This window comes from Janthinobacterium sp. HH104 (assembly GCF_001758715.1).
Lineage (GTDB): Bacteria > Pseudomonadota > Gammaproteobacteria > Burkholderiales > Burkholderiaceae_D > Janthinobacterium > Janthinobacterium aestuarii.
The window spans coordinates 177287-201351 of record NZ_LRIB01000035.1 but is presented as its reverse complement, the minus strand read 5'-3'; the positions used below and the strand labels follow the sequence as shown (position 1 = coordinate 201351).

19 protein-coding genes are annotated in these 24065 nt (G+C 62.5%); 2 read left to right on the top strand and 17 right to left on the bottom strand.

From position 1 onward, the window contains the following. The 4 genes from JAB6_RS29355 to JAB6_RS15765 form a co-directional block, all read right to left on the bottom strand. Window positions 1-4600, bottom strand: a 4600-nt coding sequence (locus tag JAB6_RS29355) for an S-layer family protein (protein WP_070303564.1), incomplete at its 3' end; no start/stop codon positions are given. 16 nt (window positions 4601-4616) lie between these two features. After that, window positions 4617-6227: a ShlB/FhaC/HecB family hemolysin secretion/activation protein gene (locus JAB6_RS15775; RefSeq protein WP_070303563.1), complete on the bottom strand. Its 1611-nt coding sequence runs from the start codon at window positions 6225-6227 to the stop codon at window positions 4617-4619. 189 nt (window positions 6228-6416) lie between these two features. Then, on the bottom strand, window positions 6417-8672 hold the full coding sequence (locus tag JAB6_RS15770) for a CHASE2 domain-containing protein (protein ID WP_070303562.1): 2256 nt from the start codon (window positions 8670-8672) through the stop codon (window positions 6417-6419). Further along, window positions 8669-10291: an HD family phosphohydrolase gene (locus JAB6_RS15765; RefSeq protein ID WP_070303561.1), complete on the bottom strand. Its 1623-nt coding sequence runs from the start codon at window positions 10289-10291 to the stop codon at window positions 8669-8671. The genes JAB6_RS15770 and JAB6_RS15765 overlap by 4 nt, the downstream gene beginning before the upstream one ends. Before the next feature lie 198 nt (window positions 10292-10489). Here JAB6_RS15765 and JAB6_RS15760 point away from each other — a divergent pair, with 198 nt between their 5' ends. After that, window positions 10490-11386: an MBL fold metallo-hydrolase gene (locus JAB6_RS15760; protein WP_070303560.1), complete on the top strand. Its 897-nt coding sequence runs from the start codon at window positions 10490-10492 to the stop codon at window positions 11384-11386. Between the two features lie 171 nt (window positions 11387-11557). On the opposite strand, the gene JAB6_RS15755 is transcribed toward JAB6_RS15760, so the two are convergent. The 7 genes from JAB6_RS15755 to rpsF form a co-directional block, all read right to left on the bottom strand. After that, window positions 11558-12571 (bottom strand): inorganic phosphate transporter, encoded by a 1014-nt coding sequence (locus JAB6_RS15755; RefSeq protein WP_034750483.1) that lies wholly within the window; start codon window positions 12569-12571, stop codon window positions 11558-11560. Window positions 12572-12610: 39 nt separating this feature from the next. Then, a complete protein-coding gene (locus JAB6_RS15750; RefSeq protein ID WP_010400015.1) occupies window positions 12611-13237 on the bottom strand; it encodes a DUF47 domain-containing protein in 627 nt (208 codons plus the stop codon). A 93-nt stretch (window positions 13238-13330) separates the two neighbouring features. Next, the gene (locus tag JAB6_RS15745; RefSeq protein WP_034750488.1) at window positions 13331-14716 is read right to left on the bottom strand and encodes a replicative DNA helicase; all 1386 of its coding nucleotides are present in this window, start codon (window positions 14714-14716) and stop codon (window positions 13331-13333) included. Window positions 14717-14851: 135 nt separating this feature from the next. After that, window positions 14852-15307 carry a 50S ribosomal protein L9 gene (rplI, locus tag JAB6_RS15740; RefSeq protein WP_034783456.1) on the bottom strand — a complete coding sequence of 152 codons (456 nt, stop codon included), beginning with the start codon at window positions 15305-15307 and terminating at the stop codon, window positions 14852-14854. Between the two features lie 27 nt (window positions 15308-15334). After that, window positions 15335-15625: a 30S ribosomal protein S18 gene (gene rpsR, locus JAB6_RS15735; RefSeq protein ID WP_010400024.1), complete on the bottom strand. Its 291-nt coding sequence runs from the start codon at window positions 15623-15625 to the stop codon at window positions 15335-15337. A gap of 25 nt (window positions 15626-15650) precedes the next feature. Then, window positions 15651-15950 (bottom strand): primosomal replication protein N, encoded by a 300-nt coding sequence (priB, locus tag JAB6_RS15730; RefSeq protein WP_034783455.1) that lies wholly within the window; start codon window positions 15948-15950, stop codon window positions 15651-15653. Window positions 15951-15970: 20 nt separating this feature from the next. Next, window positions 15971-16360: a 30S ribosomal protein S6 gene (gene rpsF / locus JAB6_RS15725; protein ID WP_034750499.1), complete on the bottom strand. Its 390-nt coding sequence runs from the start codon at window positions 16358-16360 to the stop codon at window positions 15971-15973. Between the two features lie 275 nt (window positions 16361-16635). Here rpsF and lexA point away from each other — a divergent pair, with 275 nt between their 5' ends. After that, on the top strand, window positions 16636-17271 hold the full coding sequence (lexA, locus tag JAB6_RS15720; RefSeq protein WP_034750502.1) for a transcriptional repressor LexA: 636 nt from the start codon (window positions 16636-16638) through the stop codon (window positions 17269-17271). Between the two features lie 84 nt (window positions 17272-17355). Here lexA and JAB6_RS15715 read toward each other — a convergent pair whose 3' ends face one another. From JAB6_RS15715 to accD, 6 genes are all read right to left on the bottom strand, one after another. After that, window positions 17356-18597, bottom strand: coding sequence for a cystathionine gamma-synthase family protein (locus JAB6_RS15715; protein ID WP_070303559.1), 1242 nt, complete (start codon window positions 18595-18597; stop codon window positions 17356-17358). Window positions 18598-18703: 106 nt separating this feature from the next. Then, window positions 18704-20227, bottom strand: coding sequence for an amidophosphoribosyltransferase (gene purF, locus JAB6_RS15710; RefSeq protein WP_034750508.1), 1524 nt, complete (start codon window positions 20225-20227; stop codon window positions 18704-18706). Window positions 20228-20265: 38 nt separating this feature from the next. Continuing rightward, window positions 20266-20754 (bottom strand): CvpA family protein, encoded by a 489-nt coding sequence (locus JAB6_RS15705; RefSeq protein WP_034750511.1) that lies wholly within the window; start codon window positions 20752-20754, stop codon window positions 20266-20268. A gap of 20 nt (window positions 20755-20774) precedes the next feature. Beyond that, window positions 20775-21764, bottom strand: a complete 990-nt coding sequence (locus tag JAB6_RS15700) for an SPOR domain-containing protein (protein ID WP_070303558.1) — start codon at window positions 21762-21764, stop codon at window positions 20775-20777. Window positions 21765-21788: 24 nt separating this feature from the next. After that, on the bottom strand, window positions 21789-23087 hold the full coding sequence (gene folC / locus JAB6_RS15695; protein WP_034750518.1) for a bifunctional tetrahydrofolate synthase/dihydrofolate synthase: 1299 nt from the start codon (window positions 23085-23087) through the stop codon (window positions 21789-21791). 101 nt (window positions 23088-23188) lie between these two features. After that, window positions 23189-24061: an acetyl-CoA carboxylase, carboxyltransferase subunit beta gene (gene accD / locus JAB6_RS15690; RefSeq protein ID WP_010400390.1), complete on the bottom strand. Its 873-nt coding sequence runs from the start codon at window positions 24059-24061 to the stop codon at window positions 23189-23191. Between the last annotated feature and the right edge of the window lie 4 nt (window positions 24062-24065).

Sequence of the window (24065 nt, the reverse complement as noted above, 5' to 3'; positions counted from 1 at the left end):
CCGCCAGCGTCAGGACATCGCCCTGCACGCGGTCGTCGCCAAAGTTCACTTGCGCACCGGTCGTGCCGTCGTAGGTCTTGTTGACGCCATTAAAGCTCACGTTCAGGGTGCGCGCCGTGATATCGGCCGTGGTGCTGCCCGCATTTCCATTGAGCACATAGTTGCCCGCATCGGCACCCGTCAGGTGGCCCGTCGCCACCTGGTAATCGACCACTTTGCCAGTACCCGCATTCTTGTCGCGGAAACTGCCCTGCAAGCCGGCCATGCCGACTTGGTCGCCCGTCACGAGGCCTTCGAAATAGCCATTCAGGACCGCCTGCAAGCCGCCGTCGTAGACGCGGTTTTGCGCGCCCGAGACGCCATAGTTCAGGACGCGCGCCGTGATGGCCGCCGTGCCGTCCGCCGTCGTCGCGGCCAGGCTGTAGTTGCCCAGTTCATTGCCGACCAGGGCCAGTCCGCTGGCGTGCACGGCCTTGCTGCCGCCCACATTCTTGTCGAGGAAAGCGGCACTGCCGCTGACGCTGATATTGTCGCCCGTCACCAGATTGCCCAGCACGTAACTGGCGCCGTCGTAGCCCAGGGTGCCGTCATAGACCTTGCCATTGCCGCCGAGGCTCACCGTCAGCGCGCGCGGCGTGATGGCAAAGGTCGTCGTGCCGCCCAAGGTGATGTCGTATTTGGTTGACCACAGGCCCGTCGCTGCGTAGCTGCCCACGTTGCGCGCGTTGCCGTAGCCAAGGTTGCCATTCACGCCCGTGTCGCCGTCGAGCAATCCCACATAGCCGATCGAACCGAGGAAGGCGGCCAGCTGGCCATCGTAGACCTTGCCCGTGGCATTGCCCGAGAGATTCACTTGCAGCGGCTTCAGGAAAGCCTTCAGCATCGGCGTCGTATAGCCTTCGTAAATGCGCCACACGCTGCTGAAATTGTAGTCGTTGAAGCTGCCCTGCTGCTGCATCTGCGCCGTGCTGCGGCCGCTGGAGCCGCCGCCATCGATCTGCACCAGCGACGTTTCATAATTGAAAAAACCATAGCTGAACGGGGAACCGGCGGAGACGCGGCCGGCCACCGCGCCCACGGCCGCATAGCCATCGCCCGTCACGGCGCCGCTGCTGAAGACATGGCTGACGCTGCCCGTGCTTTCACCAACGAGCCCGCCCATGTTTTCCCTGACCAGGATGGGGTCGGCACTGCCGGCCCGGCCCACGGCGCCGCTGGCGTACGCATCGTCGATAGTGCCACCGTTCAGGCCCACCAGGCCGCCGATGCTGCGGGCGCCAGTGACATTGCCGGTGGCATAAGACTGGCTCAGCGCACCCTGGTTGTTGCCGACCAGGCCGCCAATCATCTCGCGCGCGCCCGTCACCACGCCGGTGGCGTACGAAGTCGCGATGGTAGCGCCGGACGCATTCAATCCCGCCAGGCCGCCGATGGCGCCGCCATTGTCGGCATTGACGCCGGTGACGGCGCCGCTGCTGCTGGACATGGTGATGGCGCCGCCGTTGCTGCCCACCAGGCCGCCGACATTGCGCTGGCCGCTGACGGCCATGCTGCTGTTCACGCCATCGACGGTGCCGCTGACGACATTGCCCGCCAGCGCGCCCACGTTGGCCGTGCCGGTGACGCTGCCGCCGCTCAGAGTCAGGTTGCGCAAGGTGCCGCCCTGCACGGTGCCAAACAGGCCTGCAGCCGAACCGGACGCCAGGCTGCGGTCGATTTTCAAATTGCTGAGAGCAAATCCGCCGCCATCGAACACGCCGGAAAAACCGCTGCCGCCGCCGGCGATCGGCACAAAGCCCTGGCCATCGTTCCAGTTGACCGTGCCGCTGGCGTCGATATTGCCGGCCAGGCGATAGTTGTTGCCCAGCCCCAGGCTGGCGATGCCTTGCAAGCCGTAGATATCGGCGATCAGGTAGGGCGAGGACGCGCCGCCGTCACCGCCGGACGCGCGCAGGAAGCTGCCTTGCGCAATGCCGAAGCCGCGCGCGGAAAACATGGGCAGGCTGGCGCTGTTCTGCACCCAGCGTCCGCCATCGAGCAGGAAGTCGCCGCCTACGCTGACGGCGCCGCTCGCACTGATGTTGCCGCCGGAAGCAAGGGTCAAGCCCCTGGCCACGCTGAGGGGGGCGTTCAGATTGATATTGCCGCCCGTGCGCAGCACAAGCTGGTTCAATTCGCCTTGCGACGCCAGGTCCAGCCCGCCGATGAGATTCACGACTCCGGCAAAACTGTCGCTGCCCACTTGCATCGTGCCGGCGCTGATGGTTTTCAATTCCGCCTCGCTCAGGCCCAGGCTGCTGGCATTGTCCGCCGCCCCCGTGCCCAGCGTGATGGTGCCCACGCTGGACCGGCGGCTCAGGCTGACGGTGCCGCCCGCCGTGGCCGCTACCGATTGCGCGCCGCCGCCCAGGCTCATATTGTCGGCAACCAGATTGACCGCGCCGGCGGACAGGCCGCCGCCGCTGGCGACCGACAGCAAGCCACCGGCCGTGGCGGCAATGCCGCTGCCATCCTGGCGCAGCGCCAGCGTGTTCGACACGAGCACATTGCCGCCGCTTTCGAGCACCAGGTTTTTTACGCCGCCGCCCGGCGCGACCGTCGCCAGATCGACTGCCTGCTCCACCGTCAGGTCACCGCCAGTGGCGCTGCCGATATGCACGCTGCCGGCGGCGATGCGGTTCAGTTCGGCATTTGTCAGGCGCAGGCCGTTACCGGGCTTGTCGCCCAGCACGATCTCCCGTCCCGCCGTGAACGCCTGCATGGTCACCCCGGCATTGCCCGCAGCGCCGCCAACATTGATGGCGCCGTTGATGCTGATGTTGTCCGCCTCCAACAGCACCGTCTGGCCGGTGACACCACTGCCCAGCAGCTGATCGCCGCTGCCCGTCAAATCGATGGCACCACCGGCGACATTCGCGCGCAAGACCAGGTTGCCATTGCCGACATTGACCGAGCCGACGCCGAAAGTGACGCCGGCGCCGGAGAGCCGTACGTTGCCATTGCCGCTGTCAAGCGCCGCATTCAGGTTGACGTTCGAGCCGACGCCATAAGCCATGCCTGCGGCCGCATCGTTGGCCGACAGCGTGATATGCCCGCCACTGGTGGTGATGGGCGCATTGACATTGATGATTTCGCCCGCCTGCGCCGTCAAACCCACGCCTTGCTGCGTGATGTGGATGGCACTGTTGAAATTGATGCGGTGCAGGGCCTGCAAGGTGACGTTGCTGCTGGCGTCAGAAATGAGGTCGGCGCCAATGCTGGTGTTGCCGGTGGACGGAGAGTCGGCGAACTGGTCGACGTCAGTCAGCTGGCCGCCCGCGCCGGAGACCACGGTGATGTCGTACGGGTCAAGCAGCCAGTTGCCGCGCTTGCCGCGCGCCGCGTCCGTATTGACGCGGACGCCGTCGACGGCCAGGTAATGGCCGGACGTTTCGACGAAGCCGCCGTCGCCGCCCTGTGCGCCGCCGCGTGCGGAAATGCTGCCGTGCACCTGCGCCGATTCATTGCCCCAGGCGATGACCTTGCCGCCGTTGCCGCTGTCAATCGCATCGGCATGGACACTGGCGTCCTTGCCGACGAGTACCTGCCGCGCATTTTGCACGGCCGCGTTCTTGCCCTGGTAGTCGCCGCCCAGCAAGACCGTGCCGCCGCCCGCAGTGCCGCTGGCATCGACCTTCGCATTGCCCAGCAAACCCACCTGCTCGCCCAGCACCTGGATGTCGCCACCTTTACCCGCCGCGCCCGTGGCGCTGGTGACACTGCCCGCTTCGAGCAGAGCCTTGCCGCTGGCCTTGAGCACGATCCTGCCGTTCTCGCCGACGACGGCGCTGTTGGCGTTGAGCACGCCACGCTGGCTGACCAGCGCGCCGGCCATGCCGATGCCGCCGCCCTGGGCGATGATCTGCCCCAGGTTCAGCGCCTGGTCGCCTGGTGCCGAGACCAGCACGCGCAGCTGCGGATTGCCGGGGTCGGCCAGTTGCACGCTGCGCCCGGCAGCCAGGATCACTTCGCCATTTGGCGCCGTGATGATGCCCGTGTTTTCCACGTTCGGCGCGATCAAGAGCACTTGCCCGCCCTTGCCCGCATTGATGGTGCCCGCATTGCCGACGCCGCCGGCCACGCCGCCGGCCGTGAACTGGCGCTTGCCGGCCAGGAAATCCTCGTTCGTCATGCCCAGGCTGGACGCGACCAGCCCGTTCACGTCCACTTTCGCGCCCTGGCCGAAGACGATGCCGTTCGGGTTGATCAGGAAGACCTTGCCGTTCGATTCCAGGCTGCCCAGGATCTTGCTGGGGTCTTGTCCCGTGATGCGGTTGAGTACGGCGCTATTGCCGTTTTGCTGGATGAAGCGCGTGATTTCGCCCGCATGGATGGAAAAGCTCTGCCAGTTGATGATGGTGTTGGGCGTGTTCGTGATCGAGAAGATATTGCCCTGCTGGTTGAACGTGGCCTGTCCGTTGACCACCTGCGGCAAGGCGGGGTTGGCCTGCGCGGCGCCGAAGCAGCCGGCCAGCAGCAGCGCCAGCGCCGTGCGGCGCAAAGGCGGCGCAAAGGGCGGCGTCAGGATGAAAGCGGAGGCGTGCGGGACGTGGTTGTGCATGGTGTTCATCCTGATACTAGTAGGCCAAGGCGAGGCGGAAATGCAGGCGGTTGGCGCCCCGCTGTCCCGTGTCGCCGCCATTGACGACATGGGCGTAATCGAGTTGCAGATTGGCGTAGCGGCTCAGCAGCAAACGCAGGCCGAGGCCGCCGCTGCTGATGCCTTGCGACGCGCTTTCTCCAGGCAGCGCATGGTTGCGGCGCAGCCAGGCCGTGTCATAGAACGCCAGCGCGCGGCACTGGTAGCCGAGCGCCTGGCCGCACCAGTTCGGCGTGTACCATTCCAGGTTCAGGTTGACGCCCGAATCGTTCGATACCTCGCGCTCGGCAAAGCCGCGCACGGACGCGGCGCCGCCGGCGCCGAACTGCTCGCCCGGTACCAGCGCGTCCGGCGTGACTTGCGCATTGACGAGCGCGCGCCACTGCCAGTCGCCGGCCAGCACGCGCCCCGTGCTGGCACTCAGGCGCAAGGTGTTGTAGGCGGCCTTCGCATGCGCGCGCACCCGGTCGAAATCGGCTTGCGCACCATGCTTGCCGCCAGGGATATTGTGCGCGAAGGTGACCGCCACACTCGTCTCGCCCGTGGGCAAGGTCCAGTTGCCGATGTAGCTGATGCTGAGCGGATGCACGGTGACGTCGGCGCCCAGTTCCATGCCGAACAGCTGCACGCTGTTGCGGTAAGCCTTGTAATCGATGCCGTACACGAGCTTGGGTTCGAAGTCGCCGCTGCGGGCAAAGTTCTGGTTGTAGCGGATGCCGGCCATGCTGCCCTGGCCGCTGACGGCCAGGTCGAAGATGCCGGCCGAGACGCTGCCCGAATCGACGTTCGAATAGCTGGCGAAAAAGTCCATCGAATCGCCCAGCGCATACAGCGGCAAATGGTAGCCGGCGCCATACACGCCCACCTTGTCGGGCTTTTCCAGGCTGCTCGTGTACTGCAGGCTGGCCACATGGTCGAGCCCGAACAGGTTGGCATGCTGCAGCACGACGCCCACGTGCGTCTTGCCCGTTTGCGCATTACCCGTATTGTCCACGTTGAGCATGGCTTTCCACGGCTTTTCATCGGCCACCGTGACGAGTGCATCGATGGCGCCCGCAGGTTCATCGGCCTGCAGCCGCACTTCGATCTTGCGCGCCGGGTTTTCATTGGCCAGCTTCAGGCTTTGCGACAGGGCCGGCAGGTTCGGCGTCTCGCCTTCGCGCAGAGACGGCAAGGCGCGCCGCACGTTGGCCTCATCGGCGTAGATGTTGCCGCTGATGGCGACCTTGCCCAGCGGCGTTTGCAGCACGCTCAGGCGCACCACGCCCCGTTCCAGTTCCTGCTCGGGCAATTGCACCTGCACGGCGCTGTAACCGCGCTCGCGGTAGGCCGCTTCCAGCGCCTCGACGGCGCGGGCGATGTCGGAAAAATCGCGCTGCACGCCCGTAAAGGGCGCCAGCAAGGCTTGCACCTGCGCGGACGTGAGCAGGGTATTGCCCTGGACGTCGAAGCGGCGGATTTCGAAGCGCGGCACGCCGTCTTTCTGCGCGGCAGGAGTGGCGTCATCCATGGAAACAGCAGCGCCGGCGGCGCCGACGGCGAACAGCAGCGCGGAACCCGCAAGCAGGTGCACCAAACGATATGTCATGTGAAGGATTTCTTGTGTAACCGGACAAGCGCGCGGCCCGCAGGCGCCTGCATGTCCGACAATGGATTGAAGACAAATTTTAGACGGCTTTTAGTTTCCAGTCAGAAATTTCTAACATTTCCCCCTGATTTTTATCGCAACGCAACAAACAGTGCGCCGAGAATGGTAAAAAATGCCGCAATGGTCGGCCTATTTGCTATGCAATTCCGTCACGCCATCCCAGCCGGCGGGTGGCGGCGCGTTCTGGTATTGCTCCAGGCGCGCGGCATACAGCCGGTACAAGCCATCGTCGGGAAAGTCCGCCTGCAAACGGGCCAGCTGCCCGCCAGCCGCCGCCCAGTCGCGCGCGCGCAGATTGGCCAGCACGGCATGCCAGCGCTCGAGCTGCGCCAGTTCGGCGGCAGGGGCGCCGGCCAGCGGGCAGCGCGGCTCGAAGATGGCCACCGCTTCCTGCTTGCCGACCACTCTGACGCGGTCGAGCTCGCGGTATAGAAAGTCCGGGGCGGCGGCGCGCGTGGCTTCGCCCACGACGATGCCCACGCCATACAGCTTGCTGGCCCCTTCCAGGCGCGCGGCCAGGTTGACGCTGTCGCCCATCACGGTATAGGCGCGGCGGATGCGCGAACCCATGTCGCCCACATGCATCGGCCCCGTATTGATGCCGATGCCGATGCGCAGCGCCGGCCAGCCGCGCGCGCAAAACCGCTGGTTCAGCCGCGCCGCGCTGCCCTGCATCAGCAGGGCGCTGGCCACGGCGCGGCTGGCGTGATCGCCAAAGGCGACGGGCGCGCCCCAGAACGCCATCACGGCGTCACCGATGTATTTGTCCAGGGTGCCGCCATGGCTGTCGCGTATATCTTCCGACATGGCCGTCAGGTATTCGTTGATATATTCGCGCAGCGCGGCCGGCGCCAGCTGCTCGGAAATGGCCGTGAAACCGCGCACGTCAGCAAACAGCACCGTCAGTTCGCGGTTCTCGCCCTCCATCGTGTAGCGGCGCGGATCGTCGGCCATCTCGGCCACCAGCTCGGGCGCCACGTATTCGCCGAAGCGCGCCACCAGCGCGCGTCCCTTGCGCACCTCGAAAAAGTAACCCCACGCCAGGTTGGCGATGAACAGCGCAACGATCAGCAACAGCAGCACGGCGCCGCCCAGCACCAGGTCGTGCGTGGCATACAGATACAGGTTGATGCCGATGGCCGCCGCCAGCGCGCCGAGGGTAGCCAGCATCACGCCGGCCGGCGGCAGCACGGCCAGGGCGCCGGCCAGCAGCAGGCCAAACAGCAGTATCTGCACCAGTTCCAAAGCCAGCGCATAATCGGGCCGCGCCTTGAAGCGCCCGTCGAGCATGGACTTGATCAGGTTGGCGTGCACTTCCACCCCCGGATACTCGGCATTCACGGGCGTGGCGCGGATATCGTTCAAGCCGGGTGCCGTCGTGCCCACCAGCACAATGGCGCCCTTGAGCAGCGCCGGCGGCACCGTGCCGGCCAGCACGTCGGACGCCGACACGTAATGGAAGGCGCCGCCATCGGGACCACCCGCGCCACGGTACTGCACCGTCGTCGTCAAGGCTTCGCCCACGGGGATCGCCAGCGCGCCGCGCGGCGTGAACAGCATGATGTGTTCGAGGCCGCCGCTGGCCAGCTCGCGCGCCGACAGGGTATCGGCCGTGCCTGTGAAACGGGGGGCGATGGCGCGCGCCTGCAGGTAGACGGCGACGGTAGCCAGCGACAGCGAAGGGTAATAGCCGTCGCCGATGCGCTGCAACAGGGTCGAGGAACGCACGACGCCATCGGCATCGGTCAGCGCCGTGAAAATGCCGGCGCCTTGCGCGGCCGCCTGCAGGGGCGCGATATTGGCTTCGTAGCCGCGCGCCACGTAGGCCGTCACCGTGCGGCCATTCAGGTCGGCGACGGTAAAGGCGGGCTTGGGCAGCACGCCCTTTCTTTGCTGCTCCGAGACGCTGTAGCCGAGCACCACGGGCTGGCCGCGCATGGCCTCGGCGAACAGGCCGTCGTAATCCATGGCCGGGCGCAGTTTTTCCAGCTGCGCCGGCAAGCCGGCCACGCCCGCCAGTTCGCCCTGCGCCAGTCCTTGCAGCACGGCGTAGCCGGAACTGGTGTCCGCTTCAGGAAACGAAATATCGAAGCCCAGCGCGGCCACGCCGTAATGCCCTGTGAGCTGGTGCACCAGGCGCGCCTGCACATCGCGGCTCCAGGGAAAACGGCCCACCCGGGCCAGGCTTTGCTCATCGATATCGACGATGACGATGCGGCGGTCCATCTGCGGCGTTTCCGCGCGCATGCGCCAGTCGCCCAGCATGGCGTCCAGCCGCGCGACTGTGTCGTTGCCGGCCAGGCACAGCACGGCCGCCGCCAGAGTCAGCAGTATTCCCAGCAGCGACCGCGCCCCATGCTTGCGCCAGGCCTGCGACAGCTTCAAGGGGTATAGCCCGGAATGGCCGCCTCGTCGACGGCATCGATCTGGCTCGGATGCATGTGCTTTTCAGCGAAGGACAGATAGACCTTGCTGCGGATGAAAACGTCGAACAGCTCAGGGTCGATATGCCCGTTCAGGCTGAAATTGCCGAGGATGCGCAGCGATTCGGACAGCGACTTGCCCTTCTTGTAGGGCCGGTCGCGCGCCGTCAGCGCCTCGAAAATGTCGGCGATGGCCATCAGCCTCGCAGGCACCGACATCTGCTCTTTCGTCAGCCCCCGTGGATAGCCCTTGCCATCCATGCGCTCGTGGTGGCCGCCCGCGTATTCGGGCACCTTTTGCAGGTGCTTGGGCCACGGCAGCGCTTCGAGCATGCGGATTGACACGCTGATATGGTTGTTGACGATGGCCCGCTCGGCCGCCGTCAGCGTGCCGGCGCGAATGGTCAGGTTTTCCGTCTCGTCGGCGTCGAGAAAATCGCGCAGTTCGCCGTCGGCCGCGCGCCAGCAGCGCCTGGCGATCTGCCGCACGCGCTCCTGGTCGGCCTGCGCCATGCTTTCGCCGCCGATATTGACCGTGCGGATGAAATCGCGTTCCTCGCGCAGCGCCGCCTGTTCCAGTGCCAGCGCGCGGGCGATGGCATCTTTTTGCTGCGGCTGCGCCGCCTGCTGGCGCAGGGCCGCGATCTCGGCGTCGCGCAGCAGCACTTCGTAGCGCGTGTCGATCAGGGCGATGCGGTCGAAAATGGTTTCCAGCTTGGTGGCCTTGTCGACCACGTGCACGGGCGTGGTGATCTTGCCGCAGTCGTGCAGCAGGCCGGCCAGCCACAGCTGCTTGCGCTCGTTGTCGCTGAGCCGGAAATCGGCCAGCGGCCCCGTTTGCGTGGCGTGCGCGGCGTCGGCCAGCAGCATCGTCAGCTCGGGCACGAACTGGCAGTGCCGTCCCGTGTACGGCGACTTTTCATCGATGCCGATATTGATCAGGGTAACGAGCGATTCGAGCAGCTCTTCCAGCTGCGAGATCAGCAATTGATTCGTCAGCGCCACGCCCGCCTGCGCGGCCAGCGCCTCGATGAAGCGCTGGTCGGTGGAGGAAAAGGCGCGCACCTGGCCCGTCTCGCCATCCTTGGCATTGACCAGCTGCAGCACGCCGATCAGGTCGCCCTCATGGTCGCTCATGGGCACCGTCAGGATCGATTGCGTATGGTAGCCGTGGTGGCGGTCGAACTCGCGCATGCCGGAAAAATTGAAGACCTCGTCGCGGTAGACGTCGGCGATATTCACGCTGCGGCGCATGTTCGCCGCATACGCGGCCACCGATGCCAGGTTCGGCCGGTCCGCGCCATCGAACAGGGGCACGCCAGGCAAGCCCATGTCCGCCCCTTGCGCGATGCCCAGGCTGTCGTTGACGCTGATGTCGAACGCCAGCTGCCGGCCCTCAAGCGCGGGCCGGTACAGGGTGGCGCCATCGGCACCGCTCATGCTTTTCGCCAACAGCACGATGCGCTGCAACAGTGCGCCGATATCGTGGCCCTCGCCGCCCAGGCCGTGGCCGAGCGCGACACTGAGTTCGGTCAATTGCTCCAGTCTGTGGGCGATTTTCTCAGGGTGCAACTGAGGCATATTGGTGGCAATCAGGTAATGGGCAAGCAAAAAAGGGGAAGTCGGCAAGCGCCAGTGTAACGGCCGTCCCGCGCACTGTACATTACTTAGTCACAACAAAATGAAATTACTTTCCGTATCACAACACGCATAAATGTTGCCGCCAATCTCATTAATTAGAATAGAATCAACAATAATTACACTGTAACAAGGTACTGAATGAAATTCACGTTCAGGGGTGTGCGCGGCTCCATCCCCTCCCCCGGCCCGCGCACGGCGCGCTACGGCGGCAACACCACGTGCATCGAAGTGCGCACCGACAACGATAGCCTGATCATTCTCGATGCGGGCAGCGGCATCTTTTCGCTGGCACAGCAACTGCCGCCGGGCCAGCCCGTCGACGCGCACGTCTTTATCACGCACAGCCACTGGGACCACATCCACGGCTTGCCCATGTTCTCGCCCCTGTTCGTGGCCGGCAACCGCATGCGCCTGCATGGCGCCTTTGACGGCATCAGCGGGCGCGGCATCGAGCACGTGATGGCGGTGCAGCTGCAAGGCAGTTATTTCCCCGTCAGCGAAGCGGCCATGGCGGCCAGCATCGAGTACCGCACCCTGGCGCCGGGCGAAGCCGTCGAGGTGGGCGGCGCGTGCGTGCGCGGCGCGGAAATGAACCATCCCGTCGTCAACCTCGGCTACCGCATCGACTGCGGCGGCGCTTCGCTGTTTTTCAGCGGCGACCATGAACCGTTCTACAACCTGCATCCGCCCGGCCACGTCGAGCATGCGGCGTGCTCAGAGCGCAATGCGCAACGCCAGGCCCGCATCGATGCGCTCGTCGCCGGCGTCGACGCGCTGATCATGGATTGCTCGTACACGCGCGAGGAATACCCGGGCAAGCAGGGCTGGGGCCACGGCACCTTCGACGCCGCCTTCGACCTGGCCCTGCGCTGCGGCGCGCGGCGCCTGTACTGCACCCACCACGAACCGACCCGCAGCGACGAGCAGCTCGAAGCCGTGTTTGCCGACGTGATGGGCCGCTACAGCAGCCGTCTCGATGGCCTGCAAGTGTTCCTCGCCAGCGAGGGACTGACGGTGGAACTGGCCAGCGCATAAAAAAAGGGAACCTTTTGGTTCCCTTTTTTATACATGCGCCCAGTTGGCACAAGGCCCTCTGAAAACCGTAGCGAGCAAGCCCGATATCGGATTGAGTAGCGGAGCTGTACTTTAGTACAGTGAGCAACGGAGATTCGATAGTGGGCTGCGCAGTAGGTTTGCAGAGGCGCCTTACATGATGTGGTGGCCAATCCACCAGGCGACTGCGGCAACAAACGCGGAGGCGGGAATCGTGAAGATCCAGGCCCAGACGATATTGCCTGCCACGCCCCAGCGCACGGCCGACATCTTCTGCGACGAGCCGACGCCGACGATGGCGCCCGTGATGGTGTGCGTGGTCGACACGGGAATACCCAGCGCCGTCGAGACGAACAGGGTGATCGCGCCACCGGTTTCGGCGCAGAAGCCGCCGACCGGTTTGAGCTTAGTGATCTTCTGGCCCATGGTCTTGACGATGCGCCAGCCACCGAACAGGGTGCCGAAGCTGATGGCCGTATAGCACGAGATGATGACCCACATCGGCGGCATGGCGTCGGCCGAACTGGAGTAGCCAGCGGCGATCAGCAGCATCCAGATGATGCCGATGGTTTTTTGCGCATCGTTGCCGCCGTGGCCCAGGCTGTAGGCGGCCGCCGAGACCAATTGCAAACGGCGGAACCACTTGTCGACCTTGCGCGGCGTCGAACGCACGAATATCCATGACACAATCAGCATCATGATGGAGCCGAACACGAAGCCCAGTACCGGTGCGATGACGATGAAGGCGACGGTTTTCCACAGGCCGGCCGCGACCAGCGCGCCCGTGCCGGACTTGGCGACAGCGGCACCCACCAGGCCGCCGATCAGCGCGTGCGAGGACGACGATGGAATGCCGTAGTACCAAGTAAACAAATTCCAGAAGATGGCGCCCATCAGCGCGCCGAAGATCACGTACTGGTCGATCACTGCCGGATCGATGGTGCCCTTGCCCACCGTGGCGGCCACGGTCAGCTGGTGGAACACGAAGATGGCGACAAAGTTGAACGTGGCAGCCATGGCAACCGCGGTCTGCGGTTTCAATACGCCCGTCGAGACCACCGTGGCAATCGCGTTGGCGGCATCGTGGAAGCCGTTCATGAAGTCAAACAGCAGCGCCAGGACGATCAACAGGCCTAGCACGTAGATGCTGATTTGTATGGTCATTATAGTTTCTTTTCTGATTCTGGTTCAGGACAGGCCCAACGCTTACGCGTTTTCGACGATGATGCCTTCGATAATATTGGACACATCTTCGCAACGGTCGGTCACGGTTTCCAGAATTTCGTAGATCGCTTTCAGCTTGATCAGATTGCGCACGTCCGGTTCGTCGCGGAACAGCTTGGACATGGCGGCGCGCATCACGTGATCGGCGTCCGATTCCAGGCGGTCGATCTCTTCGCAGATGGCGACGATCTTGCGCGAGTTGTCCATGTTGTGCAGCATGGCGACGGCGTCGCGCACTTTTTCGGTACAGGCCAGCACCAGTTCGGCCAGGCGCTTGGCTTCCGGCGTGACGGCCTTCAGGTCGTACAGCGAGACGGTTTGCGCCGCATCTTCCAGCAGGTCGAGGATGTCGTCCTGGCGCGTGATCAGCTGATGGATGTCGTCGCGGTCGATCGGCGTGATGAAGGTCTTGTGCAGCATTTCCACGGTGGCGTAGGTGACTTTGTCCGCCTGTTTCTCGATGCTCTCGATCGCATGCACGCGGTTTTCCAGGTCGTCGAAATTGGTCATCAGGCCGAGCATCTCTTTGGCGCCCTTGACGCACAGTTCCGCGTGCTGGTTAAACAATTCAAAAAACTTGCCCTCAGTGGGCATCAAGCGTCCAAACATGTCATTCTCCGTTAAGCATTGAGTCGTGTTATTTACTACAGAAAGCCGCCCCGTTGTCGGGGGCGGCCGATGGAATGCCAGTGCTGCTGAGTCTTAGTCGCCTTGGTAAAGCGCCAGGCCACCACTGTAATTGCCAAATTTGGTGTATTGCCCCATGAAGGTGAGGCGGATGCTGCCGATTGGACCGTTACGTTGTTTACCGATGATGATCTCGGCCGTTCCCTTGTCCGGCGAGTCGGGGTTATACACCTCGTCGCGGTAAATGAACAGGATCACGTCGGCATCCTGCTCAATAGCGCCCGATTCGCGCAAGTCGGACATGACAGGACGTTTGTTCGGGCGTTGTTCCAGCGAGCGGTTCAGCTGGGACAGCGCGATCACGGGGCATCCGAGTTCTTTCGCCAGGCCTTTCAAGCCCCGCGAAATCTCGGAAATCTCCGTGGCGCGGTTGTCGCCCGGCGTATTGGCCGACATCAGTTGCAAGTAATCGACGATGATCAGGCCCAGCTTGCCGCATTGACGCGACAAGCGGCGCGAGCGGGCGCGCAATTCGATGGAATTGAGCGCCGGCGTTTCATCGATGTACAACTGCGCGTCGTTCATCTTTTGAATGGCGTTCGTCAGGCGCGGCCAGTCTTCGTCGTTCAGGCGGCCAGTACGCAAACGGTGCTGGTCGAGCTGTCCGACGGAGCCGAGCATACGCATGGCCAGCTGGGCGCCGCCCATCTCCATCGAGAACACGGCCACGGGCAAGCCGCTGTCGATGGCCACGTTTTCGCCGATGTTGACGGAAAACGCCGTCTTGCCCATCGAAGGACGGCCCGCCACGATTACCAGGTCGCCCGGCTGCAGACCCGAGGTCATGCGGTCGAGGTCGATGAAACCGGTGGGCACGCCCGTGATTTCACTCTGGTTGTCGCGGCTGTACAGTTCGTCGATACGCTCGACCACCTGCGTCAGCAGGGGCTGGATGGCGGTCCAGCCCTGGGCGCCGCGCGCGCCTTCTTCGGCAATGGCGAAAATCTTCGATTCGGCCTCGTCAAGCATCTGCTTGACTTCCTTGCCTTGCGGGCTGAAGGCCGTGCCGGAGATATCGTCGGCGACGGTGATGAGTTTACGCAGCACGCCGCGGTCGCGCACGATCTCGGCGTAACGCCGGATGTTCGCGGCCGATGGCGTGTTTTGCGCCATGGCATTCAGGTAAGCGAGTCCGCCCACGTCATCGGCCTTGCCGAGCTGGGTCAGGGTTTCAAAAACAGTAATGACATCGGCTGGCTTGGAAGCGTTAACCATCTTGACGATTTGCTCGAAGATGATGCGATGGTCATAGCGATAGAAATCCTCCGCATGCATGAAGTCGGCGATGCGGTCATATGCGGCATTGTCGCGCAGCAGACCACCGATGACGGATTGTTCTGCTTCGATCGAATGCGGCGGAATACGGAGGGAATCCAGTTGCGGATCAGAGGGGGCGTTCATGGCGCGAATTATACCCGCTTCGGCGTGATGGCAAAAATAAAGGGCTGAAATTGAGCGAAAAAAAGGCCACAAAAAAGCCGGGCGAACCCGGCTTTTCATAGTGCGGCAATGCTTGCGGGCCAGGCCCGCAGACAATTACGCGTTCGCGTCTGGAACGACAGCGATAACAACTTCCACGACCACGTCGGTGTGCAGAGCAACCGAAACGTTGTGCTCGCCAACGATCTTCAGCGGGCCGGTAGGCATGCGGATTTGTGCTTTTTCAACAGCAAAACCTTGCTTGGTCAGCGCTTCAGCGATGTCGAAGTTGGTGACGGAACCGAACAGACGGCCATCAACACCAGCTTTTTGAGCAACTTGAACGGTCAGGCCGCTCAGTTTTTCGCCCTGGGCTTGCGATGCGGCCAGTTTGGCGGCAGCAGCTTTTTCCAGTTCGGCGCGCTTGACTTCGAATTCAGCCACAGCGGTTGCCGTAGCACGACGTGCCAGGCGTTGCGGGATCAGGAAGTTACGTGCGTAACCGTCTTTGACTTTGACGACTTCGCCGAGGTTACCGACGTTAACAACTTTTTCTAACAGAATGATTTGCATAGTTCTTCTCCAGGAATATCTGACCGATTAAGCGTGGTGCAGATCGGTGTATGGCAGCAGCGCGAGGAAGCGAGCGCGCTTGATTGCGGTGTCAACTTGGCGCTGGTAGTGCGCTTTGGTACCGGTCAGGCGTGCTGGCATGATCTTGCCGTTTTCTTGGACGAAGTCTTTCAGCGTGTCGACGTCTTTGTAGTCGACTTGCTCAACGTGAGCTGCGGTGAAGCGGCAGAACTTCTTGCGTTTGAACAACGGGTTTTGCTGTTTGCGTTTTTCTTTAAGCTTGAGCTTATTTTTGTCGAACTTTTTACCGAATGCCATGTCAGGCTCCTGTATCTAAAATGCGCTAGTCAGAATTGACTGCACTAAAATCAATGATGTGAAACACCAAACTCTTGCTGTTGCGGCTCTTCCTGGCCAGGAAACCCGTGAACTGATATACCCCGCCCAAGCTTGCCTGACTGAACCTGCCTGAGATTTCGCCAGCGGCTAGCGCGGCAACATCAAACTCGGTCAAACGGGCAATCCCTGCTTCCATCTGCTGCGAACTGTGTTGCAATACTGCATTCACAATCGGCAGCCCTGCCGGGGTATAGCGCAATATTTCGCGCTCGGCAATGATGGCGGTTACTTGTAGCTGGTTCAGCGCACGATCCTGGTCAAGAATTAAGCTGCTGCTGCGGCTGGAGCGGCTGCTGGTGCTTCGGTGCGGTGGCTTTTGGCCGCGTCTTCGCGTTGTACCGATTTCATCATCGGCGAAGGAGCTGTTTCAGCTTTCTTCATTTTAACGGTCAGGTGACGCAACACGGCATCATTGAATTTGAATGCTGTTTCCAACTCGACCAGGGTCTCGTTGTCGCATTCGATGTTCAGGCAGATGTAGTGTGCTTTAGGCAGCTTTTGGATCGAGTAAGCCATTTGACGGCGGCCCCAATCTTCCACGCGGTGAACCGAACCGCCGCGGGTGGTTACGCTGGCTTTGTAGCGTTCGATCATCGCGGGCACTTGCTCGCTTTGGTCCGGATGGACGATAAAGACTATTTCATAATGACGCATGCAAACTCCTTCAGGTCGGATTGATAATCGCCCACCCCGGCGTCAAGACGGGTGTGGGAAGGTCAGCCGAAGATTATAACCGCCTTTTGCAAACGTTTCAATCATTCCTTCCACAAGCGCCCGAAAAACCCGTGCGCCGCCGTGCTTTCCGGCCGTGGACAAGTATTTCTTGCGAAATTCGCCCAAAACACGGAAATCCCCTTGCATAGTGGGCGATACTGTACAAAAATACAGACTGTTCATATAGACAGCATTTTAGTATGCACCCACCGCTCATGATCAAGCTGACAGCACGACAAGAACAAATCCTGAACCTGATCAAGGACGCGATTGAAAACACGGGCTTTCCTCCCACCCGTGCCGAAATCGCCAATGAACTGGGTTTCAAATCGGCCAATGCGGCCGAAGAGCATTTGCAGGCCCTGGCCCGCAAGGGCGCGATCGAGATTTCGCCCGGCACCTCGCGCGGCATCCGCCTGATCGGTGCGGCCGCCGAAGCGCCGCCGTCGAAAGTGCCGGCAGCCCTGCTGATGTCGCTGCCCCTGATCGGCCGGGTGGCGGCCGGTTCGCCCATCCTGGCCCAGGAAAACCTGGAAGCGAGCTACAACGTGGACCCGGCCCTGTTCTCGGCCAAGCCCGATTTCCTGCTGAAGGTGCGCGGCTGGTCCATGCGCGACGCCGGCATCATGGATGGCGACTTGCTGGCCGTGAAAAAAGTCGACAGCGCCAAGAATGGCCAGATCGTCGTCGCCCGCATCGGCGACGAAGTCACCGTCAAGCGCTACAAGAAGACGGGCTCCGTCATCGAACTGCTGCCGGAAAATCCGGACTTCAAGGTGATTACAGTGTCGCCCGAAGACGAGTTTGCTTTGGAAGGTTTGGCGGTAGGACTCATGCGCAGCTGGCATTAAGCTGCATGCTCAGACCCGCCGGGTCTGACCCCAGTTTTTAGTTTGCCTCACAACTGGCACATGGCCTAATCACCAACACCGCTCTCAGCCCTCCAACGCTCCTCGGAAATCCTCAAGCAGATCCGCCTCGTCCTCAATACCGACGGACACGCGGATCAGCGATTCGGCGATGCCCATGCTGGCGCGGCGCTCGGCACCCATCTCGTAGAAAATCGTGTGGGCGACGGGAATGACCAGGGTGCGCGTGTCGCCGAGGTTGCTGGCGGGAATGGCAAGATTGAGACGATTGAGGAAATCGAAGCAGTCGATGCCATCTTTCAGCTCAAAGCTGAACAACGAGCCATAGCTGCGGAACAAGTCGGTGGCCAGCGCATGCTGCGGGTGCGACGCCAGGCCAGGATAATGCACGGCAGCCACTCTCGGGTCGGCCTGCAGCATGTTGGCCAGCGCCAGGGCGTTCGAGCAGGTGCGGTCCATGCGCAAGGCCATGGTTTCCGCGCCGACGGCGATATGATGCGCAGCTTCCGGCCCCAGCGAGGCGCCGAAGTCGCGCAAAGCCTTGGCACGGATTTGCGCGATGCCCCACTGCGCGGGCGCCGCCTTCTTGTAATTCTCGAAAATGTTCGGATACTGCGTCCAGTCGAACACGCCCGTGTCCGTCAAGCTGCCGCCCAGGGCATTGCCGTGGCCGCCGATGGATTTCGTCAAGGCATTGACCACCAGGCCCGCGCCCACAGCTTTCGGGCGGAACAGATATGGCGTCGTCATCGTGTTGTCGACGATGTACAAGATGCCCTTCTCGTGGCACAAGTCGCCGATTTTCTTCAGGTCAGCGATCTGCGTGCGCGGATTGGCGATGGTTTCCACAAACACGATGCGCGTGGCCGGCGTGATGGCCGCAGCCACATTGGCCACCTCGGTGGCGTCGACGAATGACACGCCGATGCCCTGCCCCGTCACCGTTTGCCACAAGCTGTTGGTGTTGCCAAACAAAAAGGCCGACGACACGACATGGTCGCCCGCGCGCAGCAACGATTGCACCACGGCGCCGATGGCGCCCATGCCGGTGGCGAAGCACAAAGTCGCCACGCCGTCTTCCATCTTGTTGACCTTGTCTTCCAGCGCGGAGACGGTCGGGTTGCCTTGGCGGCCATAACGGAAGCCCGGCTCCTTGCCCTGGAACACGGACGCGAGCTGGCGCGCATCGGCGTAACCGAAGGCAACGGAAGTGTGCACGGGCTTGTGCAGCGAGCCGTGCTCGATGCCCTTGCGGCGGTCGTTGTGCAGGATGGTGGTGGTGAAGCCGTAGGTTTTTTTGTTGGTCATGGTGGAAGTTCCAAATACTCGTCTTGCCGCTTAACCCAAGGCAAGTGCTGGGGTCAGACCTGAAGGTCCGACCCCAAAAAAAGCCCGGCATCGGCCGGGCAGGTACTTATGCTTCCGTTGTCGCCAGGTTCAGGTTCAGCTGGGAACGGGGCGTATCTTCGGGCGCTGCCGCCTTCGGATGGTGGCGCGCATATTCCAGGCGGTCCAGGTATTCCTGCGACACGTCGCCCGTCACGTACACGCCATCGAAGCACGATGCCTCGAAGTTCGTCAGGGCCGGGTTGACGTCGGCGATCGCCTGCTTCAGCGCGCCGATATCCTGGTACACGAGGTAGTCGGCCGTGATTTCGCGGCACACTTCTTCCGTCGTGCGGCCGTAGGCGATCAGCTCGTCGCGCGTCGGCATGTCGATGCCGTACACGTTCGGGTAGATCACCGGTGGCGCGGCCGAGGCGAAGATGACCTTCGTCGCGCCCGCTTCACGCGCCATCTGCACGATTTCACGGCTGGTGGTGCCGCGCACGATGGAATCGTCGACCAGCAGCACCACTTTATCCTTGAATTCGGACGGGATCGCGTTGAGCTTCTGGCGCACGGATTTCTTGCGTGCCGCCTGGCCCGGCATGATGAAGGTACGGCCGATGTAGCGGTTCTTGATGAAGCCTTCGCGGTACTCGATGTTCAACGCCATGGCCAGCTGGATGGCGGCCGGACGCGAGGAATCGGGAATCGGCATGACCACGTCGATATGCACGCCTGGCAATTCGGCGCGGATCTTCTCGGCCAGGTATTCGCCCATTTTCAGGCGCGTGGCGTACACGGAAGCGCCGTCGATGACGGAGTCGGGACGGGCCAGGTAGACGAATTCGAACACGCACGGGTTCAGGCTGGCATTGTCGGCGCACTGGGCGCTGTGCAATTTCTTGTCGGCATCGATGAAGACGGCTTCGCCGGGACCGATGTCGCGCACGAAGCGGAAGCCCATGCCTTCCAGGGCTACGGATTCGGAAGCGATCAGGTATTCGGGACCCTGCTCCGTTTCATTGATGCCCAGGCACAGCGGACGGATGCCGTGCGGGTCGCGGAAGGCCAGCAAGCCCACGCCGGCGATTTGCGCAACGGCGGCGTAACCGCCCTTGACGCGGCGGTTCAGCACGGTAACGGCCTTGAAGATGGCTTCCGGGTCCAGGTTCAGGCCCGTCGTCGCTTCCTGGATTTCATGCGCCAGCACGTTGAGCAGCACTTCCGAATCGGAATCGGTATTGATGTGGCGGCGGTCGTTCTTGAACATTTCCAGCTTCAACTGTTCCCAGTTGGTCAGGTTGCCATTGTGCGCCAGGGTGATGCCGAACGGCGCATTCACATAGAACGGTTGTGCTTCCTCTTCGCTCGACGAACCGGCCGTCGGGTAGCGGCAATGGCCGATGCCCGTCGTGCCTTGCAGCGAACGCATGTTGCGCGTACGGAAGACGTCACGCACGAGGCCGTTGGCTTTGTGCATGGAAAACATACTGCTGTGATTGGTCGCAATCCCTGCCGCGTCCTGACCGCGATGTTGCAAGAGCAACAATGCATCATAGAGCAATTGATTGACAGGTTGATGGGAAACGACGCCGACGATGCCACACATGGTGTGCTCCTAAACTGTGCTACTGATTTTAAAAAAATTCAAAATTTCACATGCTGCGCGTAAGCGGCAGGCAGATAAGGCTTGATGGCGCGCGCGCCCTGCTCTGCGAGCGGGCTGAACTGCGCGTTTTTCCAGAATGGCTGCTGCGGTATGGACGTCATGCCACACAAGATGACGGCGGTCAGCACGATCACAAGCCCTCGCGCCACGCCGAACAGGGTGCCCAGGGTGCGGTCAGCCAGGCTCAAGCCCGTCACCTTGACGAGCGCGTCGACCGTCATGGACAGCAATCCCATCAAAATACGCACGCCGATGAACAGCACGACGAAGGCCAGCAACAAACGGATGGCTTCGCCAGGCACGGCTTCCGGCAGGAATTTCGCCAGGGTAGCGCCATACGCGTTGGCAATGACGAACGCCACGATCCAGCTGACCAATGACAGTATTTCCTTGACCAGGCCACGCATCATGCTAATCAGCACGGACGTCACCAGCACGAACAGCACCAGGTAATCGAAGATCGTCACGCGCGTTCAGCCTTGCAACATCACGCCGGCACCAGACTGCCGCCCAGGCCCAGCTTTTGCAGCTTGGCGCGGGTCTTTTCAGCGTCTTCGCGGCTGCCGAACGGCCCCACGCGCACGCGGATGCGCTCGCCCGCCGGGCTCGAGACTTTCTGCGTGTACGACTTGATGCCCGCATCGCGCAGCTTGTCCTGCAATTCGTCGACCTTGTCCTGCGTCGCCAGGGCCGCCACCTGCACCACGAACTTGCCGCTGCCGGCGTCGTGCGCCTTGTCCTGTGCTTTCTCTTGCGGCTTGCCTTCCAGAATCGCCAGCGCGCGCGCGGCATCGTCAGCCGATTGCGCCGGCTTGGCAGGCTTCGGCTCGGGCTTGGCTTCCGGCTTTACTTCATGCTTGGGCTCAGGCTTGGGTTCGGGCTTGGACTCGTGTTTCGGCTCGGGCTTGGTTTCGTGTTTCGGTTCCGGTTTCGGCTCCACCTTGACCGGCTTCGGTTCAGGCTTGGGCTCGGGTTTCGGTTCCACATAGGTCGGCTTGACCGGTGCAGGCTGGGCGGCCGCCAGCACGGGTGCCGGTGTCGGTACAGGGGTCGGCTTGGCCGGAGGCGGCAACGGCGCGTCGACGATTTCCTCGGATTGGTCCAGGCCATTCGATGCGGCCTGGGCCGGGACGGCCGGCACGGGCGCCGGTGCAGGCGTGACGGCCTTTTCCTTCGACGGAATGTCGATGGCGATATCGTTGAACGGCGCCTTCGGCTCGGAGTCGAGCAGCATCGGCAAGCCGACAGCCACGCCCAGGGCCAGGGCAATGGCCCCGACCAGGCGGCGGCGTGCGCGCTTTTTTTCAGGCAAGACCGGGTCCGGCGCTTCCTTGCCGCCACGGCGCGATCCGCCGCCACCGGCGGTGTTGGCTGCGCGCTTGCGGGTCGGCGACTGTGCTTCGCCAGGGACATAAAAGCCGCTGTCTTCGCCAGAGGATTCTTGCTTGTTTTTAAACAGTTTCGAGAACAAGCCCATGCGTGATTTTCAGTCGAGTGCGTTTCAGTGAAGTGAGGATTTTCGGGCCTTCATCACGCCGGCAACGGTGAGGAAAGAACCAAAGACCACAATTCTATCATTCTCACCGGCCCGGCTCATTGCATTTGCAAAAGCTTGTGCCGGATCATCGAAAATAGACACAGTATGTTCGCTGCTGTCGGGCTTATCTTCGAGCATGATCTGCACCTTGGCGGCCAGCTCCGAAGCCGTGGCCGCGCGCGGCGAAGGCAATCCCGTCAGGCACCAGTGGTCGACGTGTTCGCTCATCGCGGCCAATACGCCATCGATATCCTTGTCCTGCATGGAGCCAAACACGGCATAGGTGTACGGGTGGAAACCCATGTTGCCGAGGTTCTGGTTCAGCGCCGACGCCGCGTGGGGATTGTGCGCCACGTCGAGGATCACGCTGGGGCGGCCAGGCAAGACCTGGAAGCGGCCCGGCAGTTCCACCGTCACGAGGCCCGTGCGCACTTCCTGCGCACCCACGGGCAGCTTCAGCTTCAGCACTTCCAGCGCGGCCAGCACGGCCGTCGCATTGAGGATCTGGTTGGCGCCACGCAAGCTTGGATACGCGAGCGAATTGCGGCGCTGCTCGCGTCCGCCGTAGTTCCACTGCTGCTTGTCGCCCGAATAATTGAAATCGCGGCCCATCAGCCACAGGTCGGCGCCGATGGCTTCGGCATGGTCGATCAACGATTGCGGCGGCACGGGGTCGCTGCAGATGGCCGCCTTGCCAGGACGGAAGATGCCGGCCTTTTCAAAGCCGATCGCTTCGCGCGTGTCGCCCAGGTAATCCGTGTGGTCGATATCGACGCTGGTGACGATGGCGACATCCGCGTCGATCACGTTGACGGCGTCCAGGCGCCCGCCCAGGCCCACTTCCAGGATGGCCACGTCCAGCTTCGCCTGCGACAGCAGGTGCAAAATCGCCAGGGTGGTGAATTCGAAATACGTGAGCGGCGTGTCGCCGCGCACGGCTTCAACGGCATTGAAGCTGGCGACGATCTGCTCATCGCTGGCCATCTCGCCCAGCACGCGGGCGCGCTCGTTAAAATCGAGAAAATGCGGCTTGATGTATAGCCCCACTTTGTAGCCGGCGCGCAACAGTACCGATTCCAGCATGGCACAGGTGGAACCCTTGCCATTCGTGCCCGCCACCATGATCACGGGGCAAGTAAACGCCAGCTGCATGCGCGCCTTGACGGCTTGCACGCGGTCCAGGCCCATGTTGATCTGGGTTTCCGAATGGCGGGTTTCCAGCATGGCGAGCCAGTCCGGCAAGGTGGTGGGGAGGTTTTGCATGGGAGACTTCTTGATGAGGAGACAGTGCGCGAGGCGCGGAGACGGTGTTGCGTGGCAACCGGGCGGGTCCGCAGGACACCGCCCGGCCTGATACTTTGGCGTTACGCCAGGACTTCCACAGCCTGGTTTTGCAACAAGGCCAGCAGACGGGCGATTTCTTCGCGCATCTTGCGGCGGTCGACGATCATGTCGACGGCGCCCTTGGTGACGAGGAACTCGGCGCGCTGGAAGCCTTCCGGCAGTTTTTCGCGCACGGTGTTTTCAATCACGCGCGGGCCGGCAAAGCCGATCAGCGCTTTCGGTTCAGCGATCACGACGTCGCCCATGAAGGCGAACGAGGCGGACACACCGCCCATGGTCGGGTCGGTCAGCACGCTGATGAATGGCAATTTCTTTTCGGACAGCTTGGTCAGCATGGCCGTGGTTTTCGCCATCTGCATCAGGGACAGCAAGCCTTCCTGCATGCGCGCGCCACCGGTGGCGGTGATGCAAATGAACGGCACTTTCTGTTCCAGCGCGATTTGCGCACCGCGCACGAAGCGCTCGCCCACGACGGAGCCCATCGAGCCGCCCATGAATTCGAATTCGAAGCACGCCACGACCACCGGCAGGCTCATGATGGCGCCGCCCATGACGACCATCGCATCCGTCTCGCCCGTCGCTTCCATGGCGGACTTCAGGCGGTCAGGGTATTTCTTGCTGTCCTTGAATTTCAAGGTATCGACGGGCAGGATTTCCTGGCCGATTTCATAGCGGCCGCCCGCGTCGAGCAGGCTGTCGAGGCGTTCACGCGCGCGGATGCGCATGTGATGGTCGCATTTCGGGCACACGTGCAGATTCGATTCCAGGTCCGTACGGTACAGCACGGCTTCGCACGACGGGCACTTGACCCACAGGCCTTCCGGCATGGTCTTGCGCGCGGCAGCATCAGAACGCTGGATGCGCGGTGGCAGCAGTTTTTCCAACCAACTCATATTT

Bases quoted from the DNA above. Each gene is read 5' to 3' on its own strand.
- lexA (WP_034750502.1), top strand. From the start codon at position 16,636: ATGATCAAGCTGACAGCACGACAAGAACAAATCCTGAACCTGATCAAG.
- rpsR (WP_010400024.1), bottom strand. From the start codon at position 15,625: ATGGCATTCGGTAAAAAGTTCGACAAAAATAAGCTCAAGCTTAAAGAA.
- JAB6_RS15750 (WP_010400015.1), bottom strand. From the start codon at position 13,237: ATGTTTGGACGCTTGATGCCCACTGAGGGCAAGTTTTTTGAATTGTTT.
- JAB6_RS15715 (WP_070303559.1), bottom strand. From the start codon at position 18,597: ATGACCAACAAAAAAACCTACGGCTTCACCACCACCATCCTGCACAAC.
- folC (WP_034750518.1), bottom strand. From the start codon at position 23,087: ATGCAAAACCTCCCCACCACCTTGCCGGACTGGCTCGCCATGCTGGAA.
- rplI (WP_034783456.1), bottom strand. From the start codon at position 15,307: ATGCAAATCATTCTGTTAGAAAAAGTTGTTAACGTCGGTAACCTCGGC.
- rpsF (WP_034750499.1), bottom strand. From the start codon at position 16,360: ATGCGTCATTATGAAATAGTCTTTATCGTCCATCCGGACCAAAGCGAG.
- JAB6_RS15700 (WP_070303558.1), bottom strand. From the start codon at position 21,764: ATGGGCTTGTTCTCGAAACTGTTTAAAAACAAGCAAGAATCCTCTGGC.
- accD (WP_010400390.1), bottom strand. From the start codon at position 24,061: ATGAGTTGGTTGGAAAAACTGCTGCCACCGCGCATCCAGCGTTCTGAT.
- JAB6_RS15765 (WP_070303561.1), bottom strand. From the start codon at position 10,291: ATGCCTCAGTTGCACCCTGAGAAAATCGCCCACAGACTGGAGCAATTG.
- JAB6_RS15760 (WP_070303560.1), top strand. From the start codon at position 10,490: ATGAAATTCACGTTCAGGGGTGTGCGCGGCTCCATCCCCTCCCCCGGC.
- JAB6_RS15745 (WP_034750488.1), bottom strand. From the start codon at position 14,716: ATGAACGCCCCCTCTGATCCGCAACTGGATTCCCTCCGTATTCCGCCG.
- JAB6_RS15775 (WP_070303563.1), bottom strand. From the start codon at position 6,227: ATGACATATCGTTTGGTGCACCTGCTTGCGGGTTCCGCGCTGCTGTTC.
- purF (WP_034750508.1), bottom strand. From the start codon at position 20,227: ATGTGTGGCATCGTCGGCGTCGTTTCCCATCAACCTGTCAATCAATTG.